The organism is Stenotrophomonas sp. GW821-FHT09E08 (genome assembly GCF_059416125.1).
On record NZ_JBWKOO010000006.1, the window covers coordinates 82,384 to 100,209 of the forward strand.

At 66.0% G+C, this 17,826-nt stretch carries 16 protein-coding genes; 6 read left to right on the plus strand and 10 right to left on the minus strand.

The features are described 5' to 3' along the window. The first annotated feature begins 6 nt into the window (after positions 1 to 6). Both glmU and AC07M7_RS09965 read left to right on the plus strand, forming a co-directional pair. Positions 7 to 1,374 carry a bifunctional UDP-N-acetylglucosamine diphosphorylase/glucosamine-1-phosphate N-acetyltransferase GlmU gene (gene glmU / locus AC07M7_RS09960; RefSeq protein ID WP_337302222.1) on the plus strand — a complete coding sequence of 456 codons (1,368 nt, stop codon included), beginning with the start codon at positions 7 to 9 and terminating at the stop codon, positions 1,372 to 1,374. Then, positions 1,343 to 1,873 carry a GNAT family N-acetyltransferase gene (locus AC07M7_RS09965; protein WP_046984979.1) on the plus strand — a complete coding sequence of 177 codons (531 nt, stop codon included), beginning with the start codon at positions 1,343 to 1,345 and terminating at the stop codon, positions 1,871 to 1,873. Before glmU ends, AC07M7_RS09965 begins: the two co-directional genes overlap by 32 nt. Positions 1,874 to 1,959: 86 nt before the next feature. Here the strand turns inward: AC07M7_RS09965 and AC07M7_RS09970 are convergent, their stop codons facing one another. From AC07M7_RS09970 to AC07M7_RS10000, 7 genes are all read right to left on the minus strand, one after another. Beyond that, positions 1,960 to 3,312 carry an ATP-binding protein gene (locus tag AC07M7_RS09970; protein ID WP_046984980.1) on the minus strand — a complete coding sequence of 451 codons (1,353 nt, stop codon included), beginning with the start codon at positions 3,310 to 3,312 and terminating at the stop codon, positions 1,960 to 1,962. Further along, on the minus strand, positions 3,309 to 4,655 hold the full coding sequence (locus tag AC07M7_RS09975) for a sigma-54-dependent transcriptional regulator (protein ID WP_253078350.1): 1,347 nt from the start codon (positions 4,653 to 4,655) through the stop codon (positions 3,309 to 3,311). The genes AC07M7_RS09970 and AC07M7_RS09975 overlap by 4 nt, the downstream gene beginning before the upstream one ends. A gap of 120 nt (positions 4,656 to 4,775) precedes the next feature. Further along, a complete protein-coding gene (locus AC07M7_RS09980; protein ID WP_046984981.1) occupies positions 4,776 to 5,162 on the minus strand; it encodes a PDZ domain-containing protein in 387 nt (128 codons plus the stop codon). Between the two features lies 1 nt (position 5,163). Then, entirely contained in the window at positions 5,164 to 6,381 is a 1,218-nt protein-coding gene (locus AC07M7_RS09985) for an ABC transporter permease (RefSeq protein WP_495207303.1), read from the minus strand. 20 nt (positions 6,382 to 6,401) lie between these two features. Beyond that, complete coding sequence (locus AC07M7_RS09990; RefSeq protein WP_495207304.1) at positions 6,402 to 7,700, minus strand: ABC transporter permease; 1,299 nt, start codon at positions 7,698 to 7,700, stop codon at positions 6,402 to 6,404. Positions 7,701 to 7,710: 10 nt separating this feature from the next. Then, positions 7,711 to 8,436: an ABC transporter ATP-binding protein gene (locus tag AC07M7_RS09995; protein WP_006394322.1), complete on the minus strand. Its 726-nt coding sequence runs from the start codon at positions 8,434 to 8,436 to the stop codon at positions 7,711 to 7,713. Between the two features lie 35 nt (positions 8,437 to 8,471). Beyond that, the gene (locus AC07M7_RS10000; RefSeq protein WP_046984984.1) at positions 8,472 to 9,749 is read right to left on the minus strand and encodes an efflux RND transporter periplasmic adaptor subunit; all 1,278 of its coding nucleotides are present in this window, start codon (positions 9,747 to 9,749) and stop codon (positions 8,472 to 8,474) included. 212 nt (positions 9,750 to 9,961) lie between these two features. Between AC07M7_RS10000 and glmS the strand changes: the two genes are divergently transcribed. Further along, complete coding sequence (glmS, locus tag AC07M7_RS10005; protein WP_046984985.1) at positions 9,962 to 11,800, plus strand: glutamine--fructose-6-phosphate transaminase (isomerizing); 1,839 nt, start codon at positions 9,962 to 9,964, stop codon at positions 11,798 to 11,800. A 446-nt stretch (positions 11,801 to 12,246) separates the two neighbouring features. Further along, a complete protein-coding gene (locus AC07M7_RS10010) occupies positions 12,247 to 12,678 on the plus strand; it encodes a CBS domain-containing protein (protein WP_046984986.1) in 432 nt (143 codons plus the stop codon). 67 nt (positions 12,679 to 12,745) lie between these two features. On the opposite strand, the gene AC07M7_RS10015 is transcribed toward AC07M7_RS10010, so the two are convergent. Next, complete coding sequence (locus tag AC07M7_RS10015) at positions 12,746 to 13,174, minus strand: VOC family protein (protein WP_046984987.1); 429 nt, start codon at positions 13,172 to 13,174, stop codon at positions 12,746 to 12,748. Between the two features lie 93 nt (positions 13,175 to 13,267). Continuing rightward, positions 13,268 to 13,783, minus strand: coding sequence for a lactoylglutathione lyase (gene gloA, locus AC07M7_RS10020; RefSeq protein WP_136639044.1), 516 nt, complete (start codon positions 13,781 to 13,783; stop codon positions 13,268 to 13,270). A gap of 125 nt (positions 13,784 to 13,908) precedes the next feature. Here gloA and AC07M7_RS10025 point away from each other — a divergent pair, with 125 nt between their 5' ends. Next, positions 13,909 to 15,021, plus strand: coding sequence for a PLP-dependent cysteine synthase family protein (locus AC07M7_RS10025; protein WP_046984989.1), 1,113 nt, complete (start codon positions 13,909 to 13,911; stop codon positions 15,019 to 15,021). A 100-nt stretch (positions 15,022 to 15,121) separates the two neighbouring features. On the opposite strand, the gene AC07M7_RS10030 is transcribed toward AC07M7_RS10025, so the two are convergent. Continuing rightward, complete coding sequence (locus AC07M7_RS10030) at positions 15,122 to 15,526, minus strand: hypothetical protein (RefSeq protein WP_046984990.1); 405 nt, start codon at positions 15,524 to 15,526, stop codon at positions 15,122 to 15,124. 170 nt (positions 15,527 to 15,696) lie between these two features. Between AC07M7_RS10030 and AC07M7_RS10035 the strand changes: the two genes are divergently transcribed. Continuing rightward, positions 15,697 to 17,727, plus strand: a complete 2,031-nt coding sequence (locus AC07M7_RS10035) for a M3 family metallopeptidase (protein ID WP_426355110.1) — start codon at positions 15,697 to 15,699, stop codon at positions 17,725 to 17,727. The last annotated feature ends 99 nt before the right edge of the window (positions 17,728 to 17,826 follow it).

Below are 17,826 nucleotides of genomic sequence, written 5' to 3' on the forward strand. Positions count from 1 at the left end.
GTTTCCATGACCCAACCCCTGCACGTCATCATCCTCGCCGCTGGCGCGGGCAAGCGCATGAAGTCGGTGCTGCCGAAGGTGCTGCAGCCGATCGCCGGCCAGCCGATGCTGGCACACGTGATCGCGGCCGCCCGCGAACTGGAACCGGCGGCGATCCATGTGGTCTATGGCCATGGTGGTGAAGCGGTGCGCCAGCACTTCGCTGACCAGCCCGACCTGCAATGGGCTGAACAGGCGCAGCAGCTGGGTACCGGCCATGCGGTGGCCCAGGCGATGCCGCAGGTTCCGGATGCGGCCCAGGTGCTTGTGCTGTATGGCGACGTGCCGCTGATCCGAGCGCAGACCCTGCGCGACCTGCTGGCGCAGCCGGGCCGGCTGGCCGTGCTGGTCGCCGATGTCGAAGACCCGACCGGTTACGGCCGCGTGCTGCGCGACGCCGAGGGCAAGGTCGGCTCGATCGTTGAGCAGAAGGACGCCAACGACGACCAGCTGCGCGTACGCACGATCAACACCGGCATCATCGCCGCCGAATCCACCGCGCTGCGCCGTTGGCTGTCGCAGTTGTCGAACAGCAATGCACAGGGCGAGTACTACCTCACCGACGTGTTCGCCTTCGCCGCGCATGAGTACACCCCGGCCGAGATGGCGCTGGTGGCTGATGCACAGGAAGCCGAAGGGGCGAACGATCCCTGGCAGCTTTCGCAGCTGGAGCGTGCCTGGCAGCGCCGCGCGGTGCGCGCTTTGTGCGCGCAGGGGGCGCGCGTGCGTGACCCGGCACGCCTGGACATCCGCGGTACTGTCAGTGTCGGCAGCGACGTGCTGATCGATGTTGACGTTGTGCTCGAGGGCAACATCGTGCTGGGCGATGGCGTGACCATCGGACCGTTCAACCGGCTGAAGGACGTCAACCTCGGCCCGGGCACCGAAGTGCGCGCGCATTGTGACCTGGAAGGCGTGGTCACCGAAGGTGCTGCGCTGGTGGGGCCGTTCGCGCGGCTACGCCCGGGTACCGTGCTGGCCGACGGTGTGCACGTGGGCAACTTCGTCGAGACCAAGAAAGTCACCCTCGGTGTTGGCAGCAAGGCCAACCACCTGACCTACCTGGGCGACGCGGTGATCGGTAGCAAGGTGAACATCGGTGCCGGCACCATCACCTGCAACTACGACGGCGTGAACAAGTCGACCACCACCATCGGCGACAACGCCTTCATCGGCTCCAACAGTTCGCTGGTAGCACCGGTGACCATTGGCGACAGCGCGACGATTGCCGCCGGTTCGGTCATCACCCGCGACGCCCCGGATGGCAAGCTGACCCTGGCACGTGCACGACAGGAAACCATCGATGGCTGGAAGCGCCCGCTCAAAAAGCCCTGAGCCACGTGCAGCACGCGCCGATGAGCTCGGGGTGCTGCCTGCGATCGAGCGACGTGCTGGCGAACTGCTGAAGGGCCACCCGGCCTACACGGTGTTCGCCGGCCATGGGTTGGACCTGCAGACCCTGCAGGAGGGCCTGCAGCGCGGTCAGTTGTGGGTGGTGGATGCAGCTGATGGCGGCATCGCGGGTTACCTGCTGGCCGGCGAACTGTGCGGTGAGTTCCATGTGCTGCAGATGGACGTGGACCCCATGCATGCCCGGCGCGGCCACGGCCGCGCGTTGCTGCGGCATGCATTGGGCGAGGCCAAAGCGCTTGGTTACCCGGCGGCAGTGCTGACCACGTTGTCCGATGTACCGTGGAATGCGGACTTCTATGCAAGCGAAGGATTCGCGGTAGTGCCGCAGGCGGAGTGGAGCGATGGCCTGCGCGCCGTGATGGCTGAAGAGGCCGCGCTGGGGTTTCCGATGCATCTGCGGGTGGCGATGCGGCGCGTTTAGTAGCTGCCGACCTTGGTCGGCATATCCACGCATGGCGTGGATCTACTGACAGGCCGACCAAGGTCGGCAGCTGCCGGGAAACCCGCTCAGCCCACCGGCAACAGGATCGACACGCACAACCCGCCATCGCCGCGGTTCTGTAGTGACACCCGGCCGCCATGCGCTTCCACGATCTCGCGGGTCAAAGCCAGGCCCAATCCGGTGCCGTTGCGCTTGGTCGAATAGAACGGCATCAGCGCGTTCTGCAGCACCTGCTCGTTCATGCCCTTGCCACGGTCGAGCACGTCCAGGCGCAGCCACTGCGGCAACCGCGTCAGCTGCACCTGCACATCGTCGTTCGGCGGATCAGCCTCGGCGCAGGCTTCATGTGCATTCTTCAGCAGGTTCAACAGCGCCTGCCCGAACTGCGCGATATCGATGCGGCTGCACAGCTCTTCATCCGGCTCGTGCTCCATGCCGAACGGGATCTGCTGGCGCATGCTGGACAGGAACGGTGCCCAGTGCACGGTCTGCAACTGCGGCTGCGGCAGCTTGGCAAAGCGCGCATAGCCGCGGATGAAACCTTCCAGGTGGCGCGCACGGTCTTCGATGGTGGTGAAGATCTCCGGCAGCCGATCAAAGCGTTCGCGCTGCACCAGCACGCCGCCGGAGTGGGCCAGCGATGCGATCGGCGCCAGCGAGTTGTTGAGCTCGTGGCTGATCACCCGGATCACCTTCTTCCAGGTCTGAACTTCCTGGCGGCGCAGCTCGGCGGTCAGCAGACGCACCAGCAGCAGGTCATGCGGTCGGCCATTGAGCTGGAAGGCGCGCCGCGACAGGTGGTAGACCTGCTCGTCGTCCTCGTCACCATCCTCTCCCTCGGCGTGCACCGCGAACAGACTGTCGCCGCCACGGGCGATGGCATCGCGCAGCTCCACCGGCACCTGTTCCAGCACTTCTTCCAGACGTTGGCCTTCCAGTTTCCAGCCGCCGTGCAGCAGCTTGCGCGCGGCCAGGTTGGAGAACACCACGCGGGCGATGCCATCACCGCCGGAGGCGATCAGCAGCATTGCCACTGGCGTGTTCTGCACCATGGTGTCCAGCAGCAGCTCGCGCTGCACCAGGCCCTGTCGCTGCGCGCGCAGCACATCACCCAGCTCGCGGTGGGCTTCCACCAGGTCACCCAGTTCATCGTTGCCGGGCCAGTACACGCCGAAGTTGTACTCGCCATCGCGGTAGCTGCTGGTGGTGCCGGACAGGGCGCGCATCAGCGAACGTACCGGCGCGGTGGCGCGACGCAGGGTCCACCACATCAGCGACAGCAGGACCAGCGCCGATACCGTGGTGACCACCCAGCCATGGTCCATCCAGTACGCCAGCAGCCACGGCAAGGCAGCGGCCAGCGCCAGCACTGGCAGCAGGCGCAGGAACAGTCGGAAGGTGAACGAGCGCCGTTTCATTCGCGAGGGATGCCGTGGCGATCCATCCGCCGGTACAGCGCCTGCCGGCTCAGGCCGAGTTCGGCGGCGGCCTGGGCGATGACGCCGTGGTTGCGCGCCAGTACGTCTTCGATGCGCGCGCGGTCGGGATCATTGCCCACACTGGGCGTCGGGCGCGGAGCGGCGGCTGCGCGCGGCAGGTTGAGATCGGCGACTTCGATGCGATTGCCGGTGGCCAGCAGTTCGGCGCGCTGGATCACGTTGCGCAGCTCGCGCACGTTGCCCGGCCAAGGGTGCCGCTGCAGGGCTGCGGTGGCGGCACTGGACAGGGGTTTGCCAGCGGTCAGGAAGCGCTCGGCCAGCGGCACGATGTCGCCCGGACGCTCGGCCAGCGGGGGCAGCACCAGTTCCACCGTGTTGAGGCGGTAATAGAGGTCTTCGCGGAAGCTGCCCTCGCGGATCATCGCTGGCAGGTCGGCGTTGGTCGCACTGACCACGCGCACCTTGACCTGGCGCTCGCGGTTGGAGCCCAGGCGCTCGAAGCGGCCTGTTTCGAGCACACGCAGCAGCTTCATCTGCCCGCCCAGCGACAGGTTGCCGATCTCATCCAGGAACAGGGTGCCACCATCGGCGGCTTCGAACTTGCCTTCGCGTGCCTTGTTGGCGCCGGTGTAGGCACCGGCCTCGGCACCGAACAGTTCGGCCTCGATCAGTTCCGACGGCAGCGCACCGCAGTTGACTGTGATGAACGGTCCTTTGGCCACCAGCGAATTGGCCTGGATGATCTGCGCGATCTTTTCCTTGCCGGCACCATTGGGGCCGGTGATCAGCACCGGCAGTTCCGAGCGCGCGACCTGGCAGGCCAGGGCAATGACGCGCTCACTGGCCGGATCGGCAAAGACCGCGCCGCACAGGTCGTACTTCTCTTCCAGCGCATTGCGCTGACGCAGTTCACGGCTGCGGCGCCGGTCCAGTTCGCGACGCGCCTCGGACAGTTCCAGCAGGTTGTTGACGGTGGTCAGCAGCTTGCGGTCGTCCCATGGCTTGGCCAGGTAGTCGGCGGCACCGGCCTTGACCAGGTCCACCGCGCTGCTGAGGTGGGTCCAGGCGGTCAGCAGGATCACCGGCAGGTCAGGATGGCGTGCGCGGATCTGCGCGAACAAGGCCTCACCTTCTTCGCCGGAGGTAGTGTCCTCGCTGAAGTTCATGTCCTGGATCACCAGGTCGACCGGCTGCGACTCGAGCAGGGCCAGCCCTTCGGACGGGCTCTGCGCCTGCAGGGTGTCGATGTCGTGCAGGGAGAACAGCACATCCAGTGCGGTGCCTACACTGGCGTTGTCGTCGATGATCAGGATCGAAGGCATCAAGCGGTTCTGCAGAAAGGGATGGGCGGCGCCGATGGAGCCGATCGTGTCCATGCACCGGGAGAGCCCGGCGCCACCCATCAAGCATAGCCAAACCCGTGGCCGCAGGGGCAGGCGGGGTCAGCGCCGCGCTGGCGGAGGGGGTGGTGCCGGTGGAGGCGGAGCGACCAGCGCCAGGCGCCAGGCAGCCGCATTCACCGGGACTGTCATTTCGCGCCTGTCGCGGCGCAGCAACAGATAGACGGTGGGGCCGGTGGAGTGGCGCAGGGCGCCGGCAAGGTGCTCGACCTGGCGCACCGCAGTGTCGTCCACGCGCAGGATGCGATCGCCGCTGCGTACGCCGAAGCGGGCTGTCGGGCTGGCAGCCTCTACATGCACCTGGCCCTCGGTCGAGCGCAGTGCCAGCCGTGCATCATCCTGGCGCCATTCCAGCGTCTGCGAGTTGCCACCGCCGGCCAGTGCCGGCAGTGGCAGGAGCATCACCAGCAGCATCCAGTGGGCGCGCATCTCACGCGCCCCGGGTGGCGACCGCAGGCGGGACGGCTGCAGCACGCCGGGCCGGCCCGAACACCGCGATCTGGCCCAGCACCCACAGCAGCAGCGCGCCCAGCGGCAGGTAGTACAGCGGCATGCGTGGCAGCTCGTACATGTTCATCAGTGCAAGGTTGATCGCATAGGCAGCGAGCATGCCCAGCACGATGCCCAGCGTGGCCAGCAGGAAGTTCTCGGTCTGGAAGTAGCGCAGGATCTGCCCACGGGTGGCGCCCAGTGCGCGGCGGATGCCGATCTGCTTGCTGCGCTGCTGCACCCAGAAGCTGGCCAGGCCGATGATGCCCAGTGCGGTGACCACCAGCAACGAGATGCTGACCGTGATCAGCAGGCCGACCATCGCGCGATCGTTCTTGAAGAAGTCCTTGCGCTGGTCTTCATAGGTCAGCTTGTCGCGCATCAGCCGGTTGGGATCATTGCGTTCCAGTGTTGTGGCGGCGGCGTTGAGCACTTCCTCGCGGCGCGCAGGGTCGGTGCGCAGTACATAGGTGCCACCTTCATCGAAGCTGCGGCGCAGCGGCAGCAGCATCGAGTTGGTCCAGTTGTCATTCCAGCCATTGGGCGTGCTGAGGGTGTCGACGATGCCGACCACATTCAGGGGCTGCTTGCCCATGTAGTAGGTCTTGTTCAGTGCGCTGCCGTTGGGCTCCATCTTGGCGGCAGTGGCCTGGGTGAGGATCACCGGAATCGCCTGTTCCTTGGCGCCGCCCTTGCTCGCTTCCTTCATGTCCTTGTACTCGCTGGGCAGGAAATCACGACCCGCGATCAGGTTGATGCCCATGGTTCCCAATCCACCTTCGGACAGGGTGTACATCGAGGCATTCGTGGTCGGGCGCTCCTGGTCGAGCTCACGCGAGATGCTGCTGCTGGAGGACCCAATGCGGAACGGAACCTGGTTGATGATGGTGGCGCTGGTGACGCCGGGAATGGCACGCAGCGAGGCCAGGTCTTCGCGGGTGCGGGCCATGGCGTTGGTCTGCTCGCCGATGCCGCTGACGCGCACCATCACCAGTTCGTTCTCGGCGATGCCACTGGGCATGCTGATCTTGTCGACGCGCTGGCTGACCAGGAACAGCGCGTTGCAGACGATGGCGCAGGTCAGCGCGACTTCCAGCACGATCAGGGCGGCCGCGGTCTTGTGCCGGCGCAGGGTGCTGAGGATGGGGCGGATGTCCATGGGAGTCCTCGTTCTCGTACTTACTGCGACTTGAGCTGGATGGCCGGGGTGACCTGCATGGCGCGCCATGCAGGCAGGAAACCGGCGGCGAGGCTGGCAAACAGGGTCAGGCCCAGTGCGAGCAGCAGCATGTTGCCGTCCAGGTGGGCCAGCTTGGCGTACTCCACCGGTTGCTGGCGCACCGCGAACAGGCCGAGCAGGGCCAGGCCGATACCCAGCACGCCACCGACCACGCCGACCGCGCCGGCTTCCACCAGGCACTGCAGGAAGATCTGGCCACGACTGGCACCGAGGGCACGGCGCACACCGATCTCACCGCTGCGGCGCAGGAACTTGGCCAGCAGCAGGCCCACCGTGTTGACCAGGCAGACGCCGAGGAAGCCCAGGGCCAGCCACAGCTGCAGGCGCACGTCGCTGGGCACCGCGCCGTTGAAGTCCAGCCATTCCATCACGGTGCGCAGGCGCACGTTCGGCGGGTGCTTGAAGCGGCCAGCCTCGCGCTGCTGTGTCGAATAGTTCTCCAGGTAGCGGCGATAGTCGGCGGCCTTGGCCGGGTCCAGTTCCACCCAGTACTGCAGCCAGGCGCACGGTGCATTGAGCGAGTAGCTGTTGCCGTCGGGGTTCTCACCGAAACAGTTCATGTTGCCGTTGTTGCCCAGCTTCAGGTCGAACGAAGTGGAGATCGGCAGCAGCAGATCTTCGTCCTTGCCGAAGCTGCCCGTGGTCAGATCGTAGAAGTGCGGCTTCGGGCTCCACTCCTTCATGACGCCGACCACGCGATAGCTCTGGCCTTCCATGCGCACGTCACGCCCCACGCTGTTGGCACCCTGGAACAGCTTGTCGTTGAGTGCCTTGGAGATGACCACCACGCGGGCGCGGGCGTTGTCATCCTCGCGCGTCCAGGGGCGGCCGTACTGCATGGGAACCTCGAACATCGGGAAGAAGTCGGCCGACGTCCAGCGGGTGTCGATGCTGAAGGGCTTGAGCGTGCTGTTGTTCGGCTCAATGGTGCCACCGCCGCCGCTCATCAGGGCTTGGCGCTCACCCTTGGCCTCGCGCAGCAGCGCTTCACCGTCGAACCGGGTCAACTGGGTTTCCGGCTCCTCGCCGGCGACATAGGCGCCGGTTGCCGCATCCAGCTGGACGTAGAACAGGCGGTCGCTCTTGCCGGGAATCGGGTCGCCGGACAGTACATGGAACACAGTCAAAGTGGTCATCGAGGCGCCGATGCCCAGCGCGATGGCAACCACCATCAGCGCGGTCAGTACCTTGTTGCGGCGGAAGCTGCGCACCGCCAGTCGGGCGTAGTAGGCGAACATGGTCGGGCCCTCACTCGTTGACGGCGACGATGTGACGCGGCGGGGTGGCCAGCACCGGCTCGCGCACCAGGTCGGTCACCTGGCCATCGACGATGTGCACGTTGCGCTGCGCGCGGGCGGCCAGTTCCGGATCATGGGTGACCATCACGATGGTGGTGCCAGCGGCGTTGATCTCTTCCAGCAGTTCCATCACGCCGCGGGCCATCTGCGTGTCCAGGTTGCCGGTCGGTTCGTCGGCCAGCAACAGGCGCGGGCTGCCGGCCAGGGCGCGTGCGATGGCCGCGCGCTGCTGCTGGCCGCCCGACAGTTCATTCGGATAGTGCTTCATGCGCGAGCCGAGGCCGACCTGGCTCAGCGCCTTCTCGATACGTTCGCGGCGCTCGTTGGCGCTCATCTTCCGATAGCGCAGCGGCACGTCGACGTTGTCGAACAGGTTCAGGTCGGGGATCAGGTTGAAGCCCTGGAAGATGAAGCCGATCTTCTGGTTGCGCAGGCGGCTGCGCGCATCGTCGCCGAGCTTGCTCACGTCCTGGCCGTCGAGCATGTAGGTGCCGCTGGTGAAGGTTTCCAGCAGACCGGCGATGTTGAGGAAGGTGGTCTTGCCGGAGCCGGACGGGCCGGTGACAGCGACGAACTCGCCTTCCTTGACCTGCAGTTCCAGCGAGCGCAACGCATGGGTTTCCACCTGTTCGGTGCGGAAGACCTTGGCGACCGAACGCATTTCGAGCATGTACATGGGGTGTCCTCTCTCCAGGATTCAGGTATCAGGTATCAGTTGACGGAGACGCGTTCGGCGTCCTTGAACAGGTCGCTGCCGGAGACCACGATGCGGTCCCCCGGCTGCACACCCGACTTGATTTCCACTTCGCCCAGGCTGCTGACGCCCAGTTCCACCGGACGGCGCACCGCGGTGCGGCCATCCATCACGTAGGCGATGCCGTTGCCCTGCTCGACGAACGGGCCGCGCTCGACCTTCAGCACGTCCTTGCGGGTATCGAGCAGCACGCGCACCGACATCCGCTGGCTCTGGCGCAGGCCTTCCGGCTGCGCGCTGGCGAAGCGCACGCGGGCGTTGACCTCGCCGTTGACCACTTCCGGCGACACCGCACTGATCTCGCCCGGGAACGGCTTGCCGTTGCCGCCGGTCAGCTGCGCCGGCATGCCGATCGCCAGGTCGCGCGCGAAGCTCTCCGGCACCTTGATCTCGACTTCGAACTTGGACAGGTCAACCACGCCCAGCACCGGCGCGTTGGCGGCCAGGTTGGTGGACTGGATGGCCTGCACCTGGCCGACCTGGCCGTCGAACGGTGCGCGCAGGGTCAGCGCGTCGACCTGGCGCTGCACCTCGGCCACCACCGCCTTCTGGCGATCGGCCAGCAGGCGCTTGTTGCGGGCATCCAGGTCCGCGCCCTGGCTCTGCAGGCGGGCATCGATGGTGGCGTTGGCCAGGGTGATGTCGGCCTTCTTCAGCGAGTCCTTGGCCTTGGCCAGGTCGATCTGCGGCACCGCGCCGCCGTCATAGCCGCGCTGGTAGCGCTGCAGGTCACGGTCGGCGGCCTGCCGTTCGATGGTGGCCTGATCGGTTTCCTTGCGCGACTTGGCGCGGGCCAGGGTGGCGTCCAGTGCGGCCCGGCTCGATTCAGCCTCCAGGCCGGCCAGGGTGGCCTGTTCCTGGGCCAGCTTGCTGCGCAGTTCCGGGCTGTCGATGACCGCCAGTTCCTGTCCCTTCTTGACCACGTCGCCGGCGACCACCTTCAGGTCCACGGTACCGGCCGAGATGGCATACAGAATCGGGCTGTTGGCAGCGATCACGCGGCCGTCGGCAGCAATGTCGCGGACCAGGTCGCCGCGCTTCACTTCGGCGATGCGCACGCGGCTGCTGTCGAAGGAACGGCTGGCATTGGACCAGGCATGTACCGCCCAGCCAATGCCGGCCAGCAGTGCGATGGCGGCAAGCGCCGGCCAGCGGTAGCGCTGCCAGGAGGCGCGGGTGGTGCCTGCCGGGGCGGAGGAAACGATCTGGTCCTGTGCGGAGGTGTCGCGGATCATCGATGCGTGCCTGTCGGTGGTGCCTGGGTGGTACCCGATACAAGCACGATGCATGCCAACTTTATTTCCTTTCAGTTCAATGATTTGGATGGGTGCGAAAAGTGTCCGCGTGTCCGCGGACACCTTTCCGGACACTTTCATTAAGCGGACAGGAGGGCGACGCCGGACGCGCAGGCTAGAATGCGCCGATCGTCTTCAAGGAAACGCCTGACATGTGTGGAATCGTAGGTGCGATCGCTGATCGCGACGTAGTGCCGGTGCTGATCGAAGGCCTGAAGCGGCTTGAGTACCGTGGTTACGATTCCTCCGGTATCGCGGTGATCGACCAGGGTGAGCGCCGGGATGTACGCCGCGTGCGTCGCACCGGTCGCGTTTCGGAAATGGCCACTGCGGCCGAGGCCGAGGGCTTCAATGCAGTGCTGGGCATCGGCCATACGCGCTGGGCCACCCATGGCGGTGTCACCGAGGCCAACGCGCATCCGCACATCAGCCACGGCGTGGCGCTGGTGCACAACGGCATCATCGAGAACCACGAAGAGCAGCGCGAGAAGCTGCGTGCGCTGGGCTACAGCTTCGAGTCGCAGACCGATACCGAAGTCATCGCGCACCTGATCCACCATCACCTGAAGGACGGCGATGACCTGCTGGTGGCGCTGCAGCGCACCGTGAAGGAACTGACCGGTGCCTACGCTCTGGCCGTGGTCAGCCGCGCCGAACCGGAGCGCTTCGTGTGCGCGCGGATGGGTTGCCCGTTGCTGATCGGTCTGGGCGAGGGCGAGAACTTCGTCGCGTCCGACGTTTCGGCGGTGCTGTCGGCCACCCGCAAGGTGATCTTCCTGGAGGAGGGCGACACCGCCGAAATCCGCCGCGACGGCGTGCGCATCTTCGATGAGCATGACCAGCCGGTCGAGCGCGACGTGCACCTGTCCGACGTGTCGCTGGCGTCGTTGGAGCTGGGCCCGTACCGCCACTTCATGCAGAAGGAAATCCACGAACAGCCGCGTGCGCTGGGCGATACCATCGAGGCGGCAATCGACGCCGGTGGTTTCCCGGCCGAGCTGTTCGGCAAGAATGCCGAGGCCGTGCTGTCGGGCATCGAAGGCGTGCAGATCATCGCCTGCGGCACCAGCTACTACGCCGGCCTGACCGCGCGTTACTGGATCGAAGCCATTGCCGGCCTGCCGTGCAGCGTGGAGATTGCCAGCGAGTACCGCTATCGCGCCGCCTATGCGAACCCGAAGCACCTGATCGTCACCATTTCCCAGTCCGGCGAAACGCTGGATACGATGGAGGCGCTGAAGTACGCCAAGTCGCTGGGCCACAAGCACACGCTGTCGATCTGCAACGTGCCGGAGAGTGCGATCCCGCGCGCCAGCGAACTGGTCTGCTACACCCGCGCCGGCGCCGAGATCGGCGTGGCCTCGACCAAGGCCTTCACCACCCAGCTGGCCGCGCTGTTCCAGCTGACCGTAGTGCTGGGCAAGCTGCATGGCCGCATCGACGCGGCGCAGGAAGCGGACTACCTGGAGCAGTTGCGCTTCCTGCCGGGCAGCGTGCAGCACGCGCTGAACATGGAGCCGCAGATCGCTGCCTGGGCCGAGCGTTTCGCGCGCAAGAGCAGTGCGCTGTTCCTGGGCCGTGGCCTGCATTACCCGATCGCGCTGGAAGGCGCGCTCAAGCTGAAGGAAATCTCCTATATCCACGCCGAGGCCTATCCGGCGGGTGAGCTGAAGCATGGCCCGCTGGCGCTGGTGGACGAGGACATGCCGGTGGTGGTGATCGCGCCCAACGACAGCCTGCTGGAAAAGGTGAAGTCGAACATGCAGGAAGTGCGCGCCCGTGGCGGCGAGCTGTTTGTGTTTGCCGACCAGGACAGCAACTTCAACGAGTCCGAGGGCGTGCATGTGATCCGCACGCCGCGCCATGCCGGCGTGCTCAGCCCGATCGTGCACACCATCCCGGTGCAGCTGCTGGCATATCACACCGCACTGGCGCGTGGCACCGACGTGGACAAGCCGCGCAACCTCGCCAAGAGCGTGACGGTGGAGTAACCCCGCCGGATCCATTGGATACTGCATGCGAAGGGGCCCCACGTGGGCCCCTTTCGTTTGCGCCGGTAACCGTGGCAAGTGGGACAGCCGCCGGGTGTTCTGTCCGCTGTCGGCAGCCGGCAATCAATCTTTAATGCGCGACATCGCCTGTATTCAGCGGCGGTTTCAGCCACGGTGCCATTCTCTGGATCGTCAGTTGGTTCCCACGACGAACTGTCCTATCGATGCCGGTAGTGACCGATGGTCGCAGTCGTAGAATCACTTTGACCGAGGGTCGGGTTGAGCCGTTGAGCCCACCTCGTTCGCGTTGCAGCACGACGTCTGCCGATTCATTCCAAGCGGCAGGCGGGTGCGCCAGACGTGCGCTGAAAGGTCTGTTCCCGGGGAGGGGGCGTATCGGAAGAGCACACTTTTTTGACTTCAGTGACCTGCACCAGGAAACAAGAATGAACGTCCGCGAACTCCTGCAATCCAAGAAAGAAGCTGTCATCACCATCGACGCCGAAGACACCATCGGTGCCGCCGCCCACAAGATGAGCGCGAACAGGATCGCTGCGCTGGTGGTGATGAAGGACGATGCCCCGGTTGGCATCATTTCCGAAAAGGACATCGTGCGTACCCTGGCCGACGACGGCCCGCAGGCCGGCCGCCGGGTGATTTCCAGCCTGCCGTCCACTGGCCTGGAAGGTATTGCGCCGGAAGCGACCCTGAAGCAGGCCATGTCGTTGATGACGTACTCGCGGCGCCGTCATCTGATGGTCACCGAAGGCACGCTCCTGGTGGGCATCCTCAGCCTGGGCGACATCGTGAAGAACCTGCTGGGCGAGCTGGAGCTGGAAAAGGCCGTGCTGCAGGACATCTACATGGCGGCCCACTGAGGACTCCATTGTCGGAACGAGAGAAGCCGGGCATTGCCCGGCTTCTTCGTTCACGGCTTCGGTGGAATCAGAAAGTGACCTTCACCGAGTCGGCGCTGTAGTTCGCCGGGCCGTGGTAGACCACTTCGATGTTGTTGCCATCCGGATCAATCACGAACGCGCCGTAGTAACCGGGGTGGTAGGGGCGCTCGCCGGGTGCGCCGTTGTCCTTGCCTCCGGCAGCGATGGCCGCAGTGTGGAAGGCATCGACGGTGGCGCTGTCGCGGGCCTGGAACGCCAGGTGGTGGCGGCCGGTCAGCTGGCCGGCGGCGGCTTCGCTGCTGGCGCTGGAAATGAACAGCTCGTCGGCCCAGAAGTAATCCTCGCCTTCGCCGGCGATCGGGATGCCGATCGTATCGAACACCGCCTGGTAGAAACGCCGGCTGGCGGCCAGGTCGCGTACGACCAGCTGGATGTGGTCGATCAGTCGCCCGCGGTGCAGTTCCATCGTTTCCATACCAACCTCGCAAAAAAAGGGGACGGAGGGGATCAGGTCGCTTCCGGCCAATAGTGCCAGAAACGACTTGATCCCCTCCGTCCCCTTTTGGGGTCAGTTGGAGATGATCTCGACCCAGTAGCCGTCCGGGTCCTTGATGAAGGCCAGGTTCTTCATGCGGCCGTCGGTGAGGCGCTTCTGGAAGGTCACGCCCAGGTCCTCGAAGCGCTGGCAGGCGGCCTCGATATCCGGCACTGACACGCAGATGTGGCCGAAGCCGCGCGGGTCGCTGTTGCCGTCGTGGTAGACCGCGCCGTCCTGGCTCTCGGTGCCGTGGTTGTGGGTCAGCTCCAGCACGCCCGGCAGGCCGGCCATCCACACGCGACGGGCGTCGTCATCCTCGGGTACCACGGCGCCGGCCGGTACGTAGGCCAGGAAGTACAGGCTGAACTGGGCTTCGGCGAAGTCGCGCTTGTCGATCAGCTGGTAGCCGAGCACGCGGGTGTAGAAGTCCAGCGAGGCGGTGATGTCCTTCACCCGCAACATGGTGTGGTTGAACACGAAGCCGGTGGTTTCGGCCGGAGCCTGGGCGGCGACGCCGGGGACATCGCGCAGGGCGGGAATGGTCATGGGGGAGGTCCTTCAGACAGGGCCGTTGCCGGCCGGATAGCTTCATTCTACCGGCCAGCACCTGACGGCACCGCGACGTACAATGGCTGGATCGCACCGTTCCGTCCTGATGACCATTGCCCGCCATGTCGCAGCGTGAATGGGTGGCCGCCGCCATCCGCAAGATCGAAGCCGATTTCAACCGTTCCGCCGATACCCACCTGATCCCGTTGGCGCTGCCCGGGTTCGAGGGCATCGATGTGTACCTGAAGGATGAATCGAGCCATCCCACCGGCAGCCTCAAGCACCGGCTGGCCCGCTCGCTGTTCCTGTATGCGTTGACCAACGGCTGGTTGCGCGAGGGGCGGCCGGTGATCGAGGCATCCAGCGGTTCGACCGCGGTGTCCGAAGCCTATTTCGCGCGTCTGCTGGGCCTGCCGTTCATCGCGGTGATTCCGGCCACGACCTCGCCGGAAAAGATCGCAGCGATCGAGTTCCATGGTGGCCGCTGCCACCTGGTCGAGCGCGCCTGCGATCTCAACTGTGATTCGGAGAAGCTGGCCCGCGAGACCGGCGGCCACTTCATGGATCAGTTCACCTACGCCGAGCGTGCCACCGACTGGCGCGCCAACAACAACATCGCCGAATCCATCTTCAAGCAGATGGCCGAAGAGCCCAGCCCGGTTCCGGAATGGATCGTGTGCAGCCCCGGTACCGGCGGTACCGCGGCCACGCTGGGCCGCTATGTCAGCTACCGCCGGCATGACACCCGCATCCTCTGCGCGGACCCGGAAGTGTCGGTGTTCTTCGATGGCTATCAGGCTGCCGTGGCCGGCCAGCAGGACTGGCGCGGCCTGACCTGCAGCGGCGGTTCGCGCGTGGAAGGTATCGGCCGGCCGCGGGTGGAACCGAGCTTCATTCCGACCAGTGTGGATGCGATGGTGAAGGTGCCCGATGCACTGAGCCTGGCCGCGATGCGCCATGTCAGCCGCCAGCTCGGCCGACGCGTGGGTGGCTCCACCGGTACCAATTTCATCGGCGTGCTGCAGGCTGCGCAGTGGATGCGCGAGGCCGGCCACCAGGGCAGCATCGTCAGCATCCTGTGCGACAGCGGTGAGCGCTACGCGCAGAGCTACTACGACCCGGCGTGGTATGCACGGCAGGGTATCGATGTGCAGGGGGCCGACGCGCAGCTGGCTGCTGCGGTAGCCGGGCAGGGCCTGCCGCAACTGCCGTGGTGCAGCCTGGAAGCGCTGTAGCCGGCCGGCATTCCGCCGGGCATGGCCCGGCGCTACCGATCGTGCTGGGAGGGTAGCGCCGGGCCATGCCCGGCGAGCGCAGCGGTGTGTCGCACCCCGATCAATACCCCGCTGCGGTGAACGCATCCAGCACTGCATCGCGCAGCGCATCGGGCAATGCCTCGATGTCCATCGCGCGATCATCCAGGTGCAGGCTCGGGTCCAGGCCGCTGGCCCGGCCCTGGGCCAGTGCCTGCAGCCACAGCAGCACGCAGATCACAAACTCGCGCTCATGGCCCAGCCGCAGCTGGCTGGCGCCGCGTTCGATCACCTCGAACGGGTACCACTCCTGGGCATCGTTGAAGGTGCCGCCCTGCTGAAGCACGGCCTGCAACTGCTGCAGGTGGCGCGGGGCGTCGTCGCCGGCATCGCACAGCGCGGCGATCCAGGTCAGCTCGGCCGCGCTGGCGGACAACGCCAGCGACCGCGCCGATGAGACGGATGCAACTGCAGCCAGACCTTCCATGTGGGCCCTCGTTGGGTACCTACCGCTGCGGACTCCCCCGCAGCCAGAGCTTCGAACCGCGACCGTAAGGCCGACGTGAATACCGGGCAGCGCCCCCTTGTCAGCCACGCCCGGCAGCGCCATATCTACCGTGCTGCCCGCCTGTCGGGCCCGTACCCTGGAGATCTGCCGTGACCGTTGCCAACCCCCTGCTCGATTTTTCCGGCCTGCCGCGCTTCGAGGCGATCCGCCCCGAGCACGTGGCGCCGGCGCTGGACGTGCTGCTGGCCGAGGCCGAAGCCGCCGTCAGCGCAGCCGAGCAGGTGCAGCCGGTGCGCTGGGAGACCTTCGTTGCCCCGCTGGACGATGCCACCGAACGCCTGTGGCGCGCTTGGGGCTTGGTCGGCCACCTGCAGGGCGTGGTCAACACCCCGGAACTGCGCGAGGTCTACAACAGCAACCTGCCTCGGGTGACCCGTTTCGCCAGTGCGCTGGGCCAGAACCTGGCGTTGTACCGGCAGTACCAGACCCTGGCTGCCAGCGCCGAGGCGGCGCACTTTGACGAGGCCCAGCGCAAGGTGCTGGACAACACGTTGCGCGATTTCCGCTTGGGTGGCGCTGAGCTGGCACCCGAGGCGCAGCAGCGTTTCGCGGCAATCAAGGAGGAGCTGTCGGCACTGTCGGCGAAGTTCTCGCAGAACGTGCTCGACGCCACTGATGCGTGGTCGCTGATCATCGAGGACGAAGCGCGACTGAAGGGCCTGCCGGAAGACGTGAAGGCTGCCGCGCATGCTGCAGCAGAGAAGGACGGCAAGACCGGCTGGAAACTGACCTTGCAGATGCCGTGCTACCTGCCGGTGCAGACCTGGGGTGAGGACCGCGACCTGCGCGAGATCCTTTACCGCGCCAGCGCACAGCGTGCGTCCGAGTTCGGCGACGATGCATTGGACAACAGCGGTAACATCGACCGCATCCTGGCCTTGCGCGCTGAACTGGCCGCGCTGCTCGGTTTCGGCTCGTATGGCGATTATTCGGTGGCGACCAAGATGGCGCAGGACCCGGCCGAGGTGCTCGGTTTCCTGCGTGACCTGGCCACGCGCGCCAAGCCGTTCGCGGCCGAGGACCGCGCCGAACTGGAGCAGTTCGCGCGCGAACAGTTGGGCATTGACACACTGCAGGCCTGGGACCTGGCATTCGCCGCCGACCGCCTCAAGCAGGCGCGCTACAGCTATTCCGAGCAGGAAGTGAAGCAGTACTTCACCGAGCCGAAGGTGCTGGGCGGCCTGTTCTCGGTGATCGAACAGCTTTACGGCCTGCGCGTGCAGGAGGACAGCGCTCCGGTCTGGCACGAGGACGTGCGCTTCTTCCGGCTGGTCGATGCGCAGGGCGCGCTGGTGGGCCAGTTCTACCTGGATCTGTACGCGCGCGAAGGCAAGCGTGGTGGCGCGTGGATGGATGATTGCCGCAACCGTCGCGAGCGTGCCGACGGCAGCGTGCAGACGCCGCTGGTCTACCTGGTGTGCAACTTTGGTCGCGGTGCCAACGGTAAGCCGGCTACCTTCAGCCACAATGAAGTGACCACCCTGTTCCATGAGATGGGCCACGGCCTGCATCAGCTGCTGACCCGCATCGGCGAACTGGGCGTGGCCGGCATCAACGGCGTGGAATGGGACGCGGTGGAGCTGCCCAGCCAGTTCATGGAGAACTTCTGCTGGGAATGGGACCACCTGCAGGGCATGACCGGGCATGTGGAAACGGGTGAGCCGCTGCCGCGCGCGCTGTACGAGCGCATGCTGGCCGCACGCAACTTCCATAGCGGCATGGCCACCGTTCGCCAGCTGGAGTTCGGCCTGTTCGACATGCTGCTGCACAGCCAGTTCGAGCCGGCGCAGGACAGCGTGCTGGCACTGCTCGACCGCGTGCGCGCGGAAGTGGCGGTGAACCATCCGCCGGTCTGGAACCGCTTCCCGCATCAGTTCAGCCACATCTTTGCCGGCGGCTACGCAGCCGGTTACTACAGCTACAAGTGGGCCGAGGTGCTGAGCGCCGATGCCTATGCGGCGTTCGAGGAGGCGCCGCAGGCGCTGGCTGAAACCGGCGCGCGCTTCCGCGAAGAGATCCTTTCTCGTGGTGGCAGTCGCCCGGCGGCGGAGAACTTCAAGGCCTTCCGTGGCCGCGCGCCGCAGATCGATGCGCTGCTGCGCCATTCGGGCATGGCGTAAGGCCAACGATCATCCACGCATGGCGTGGATCTACCGGAATGTTCGGACATGGCGTAACGCCTTGGTAGGCGCCAACCTTGGTTGGCGAAAAGCCCAGGC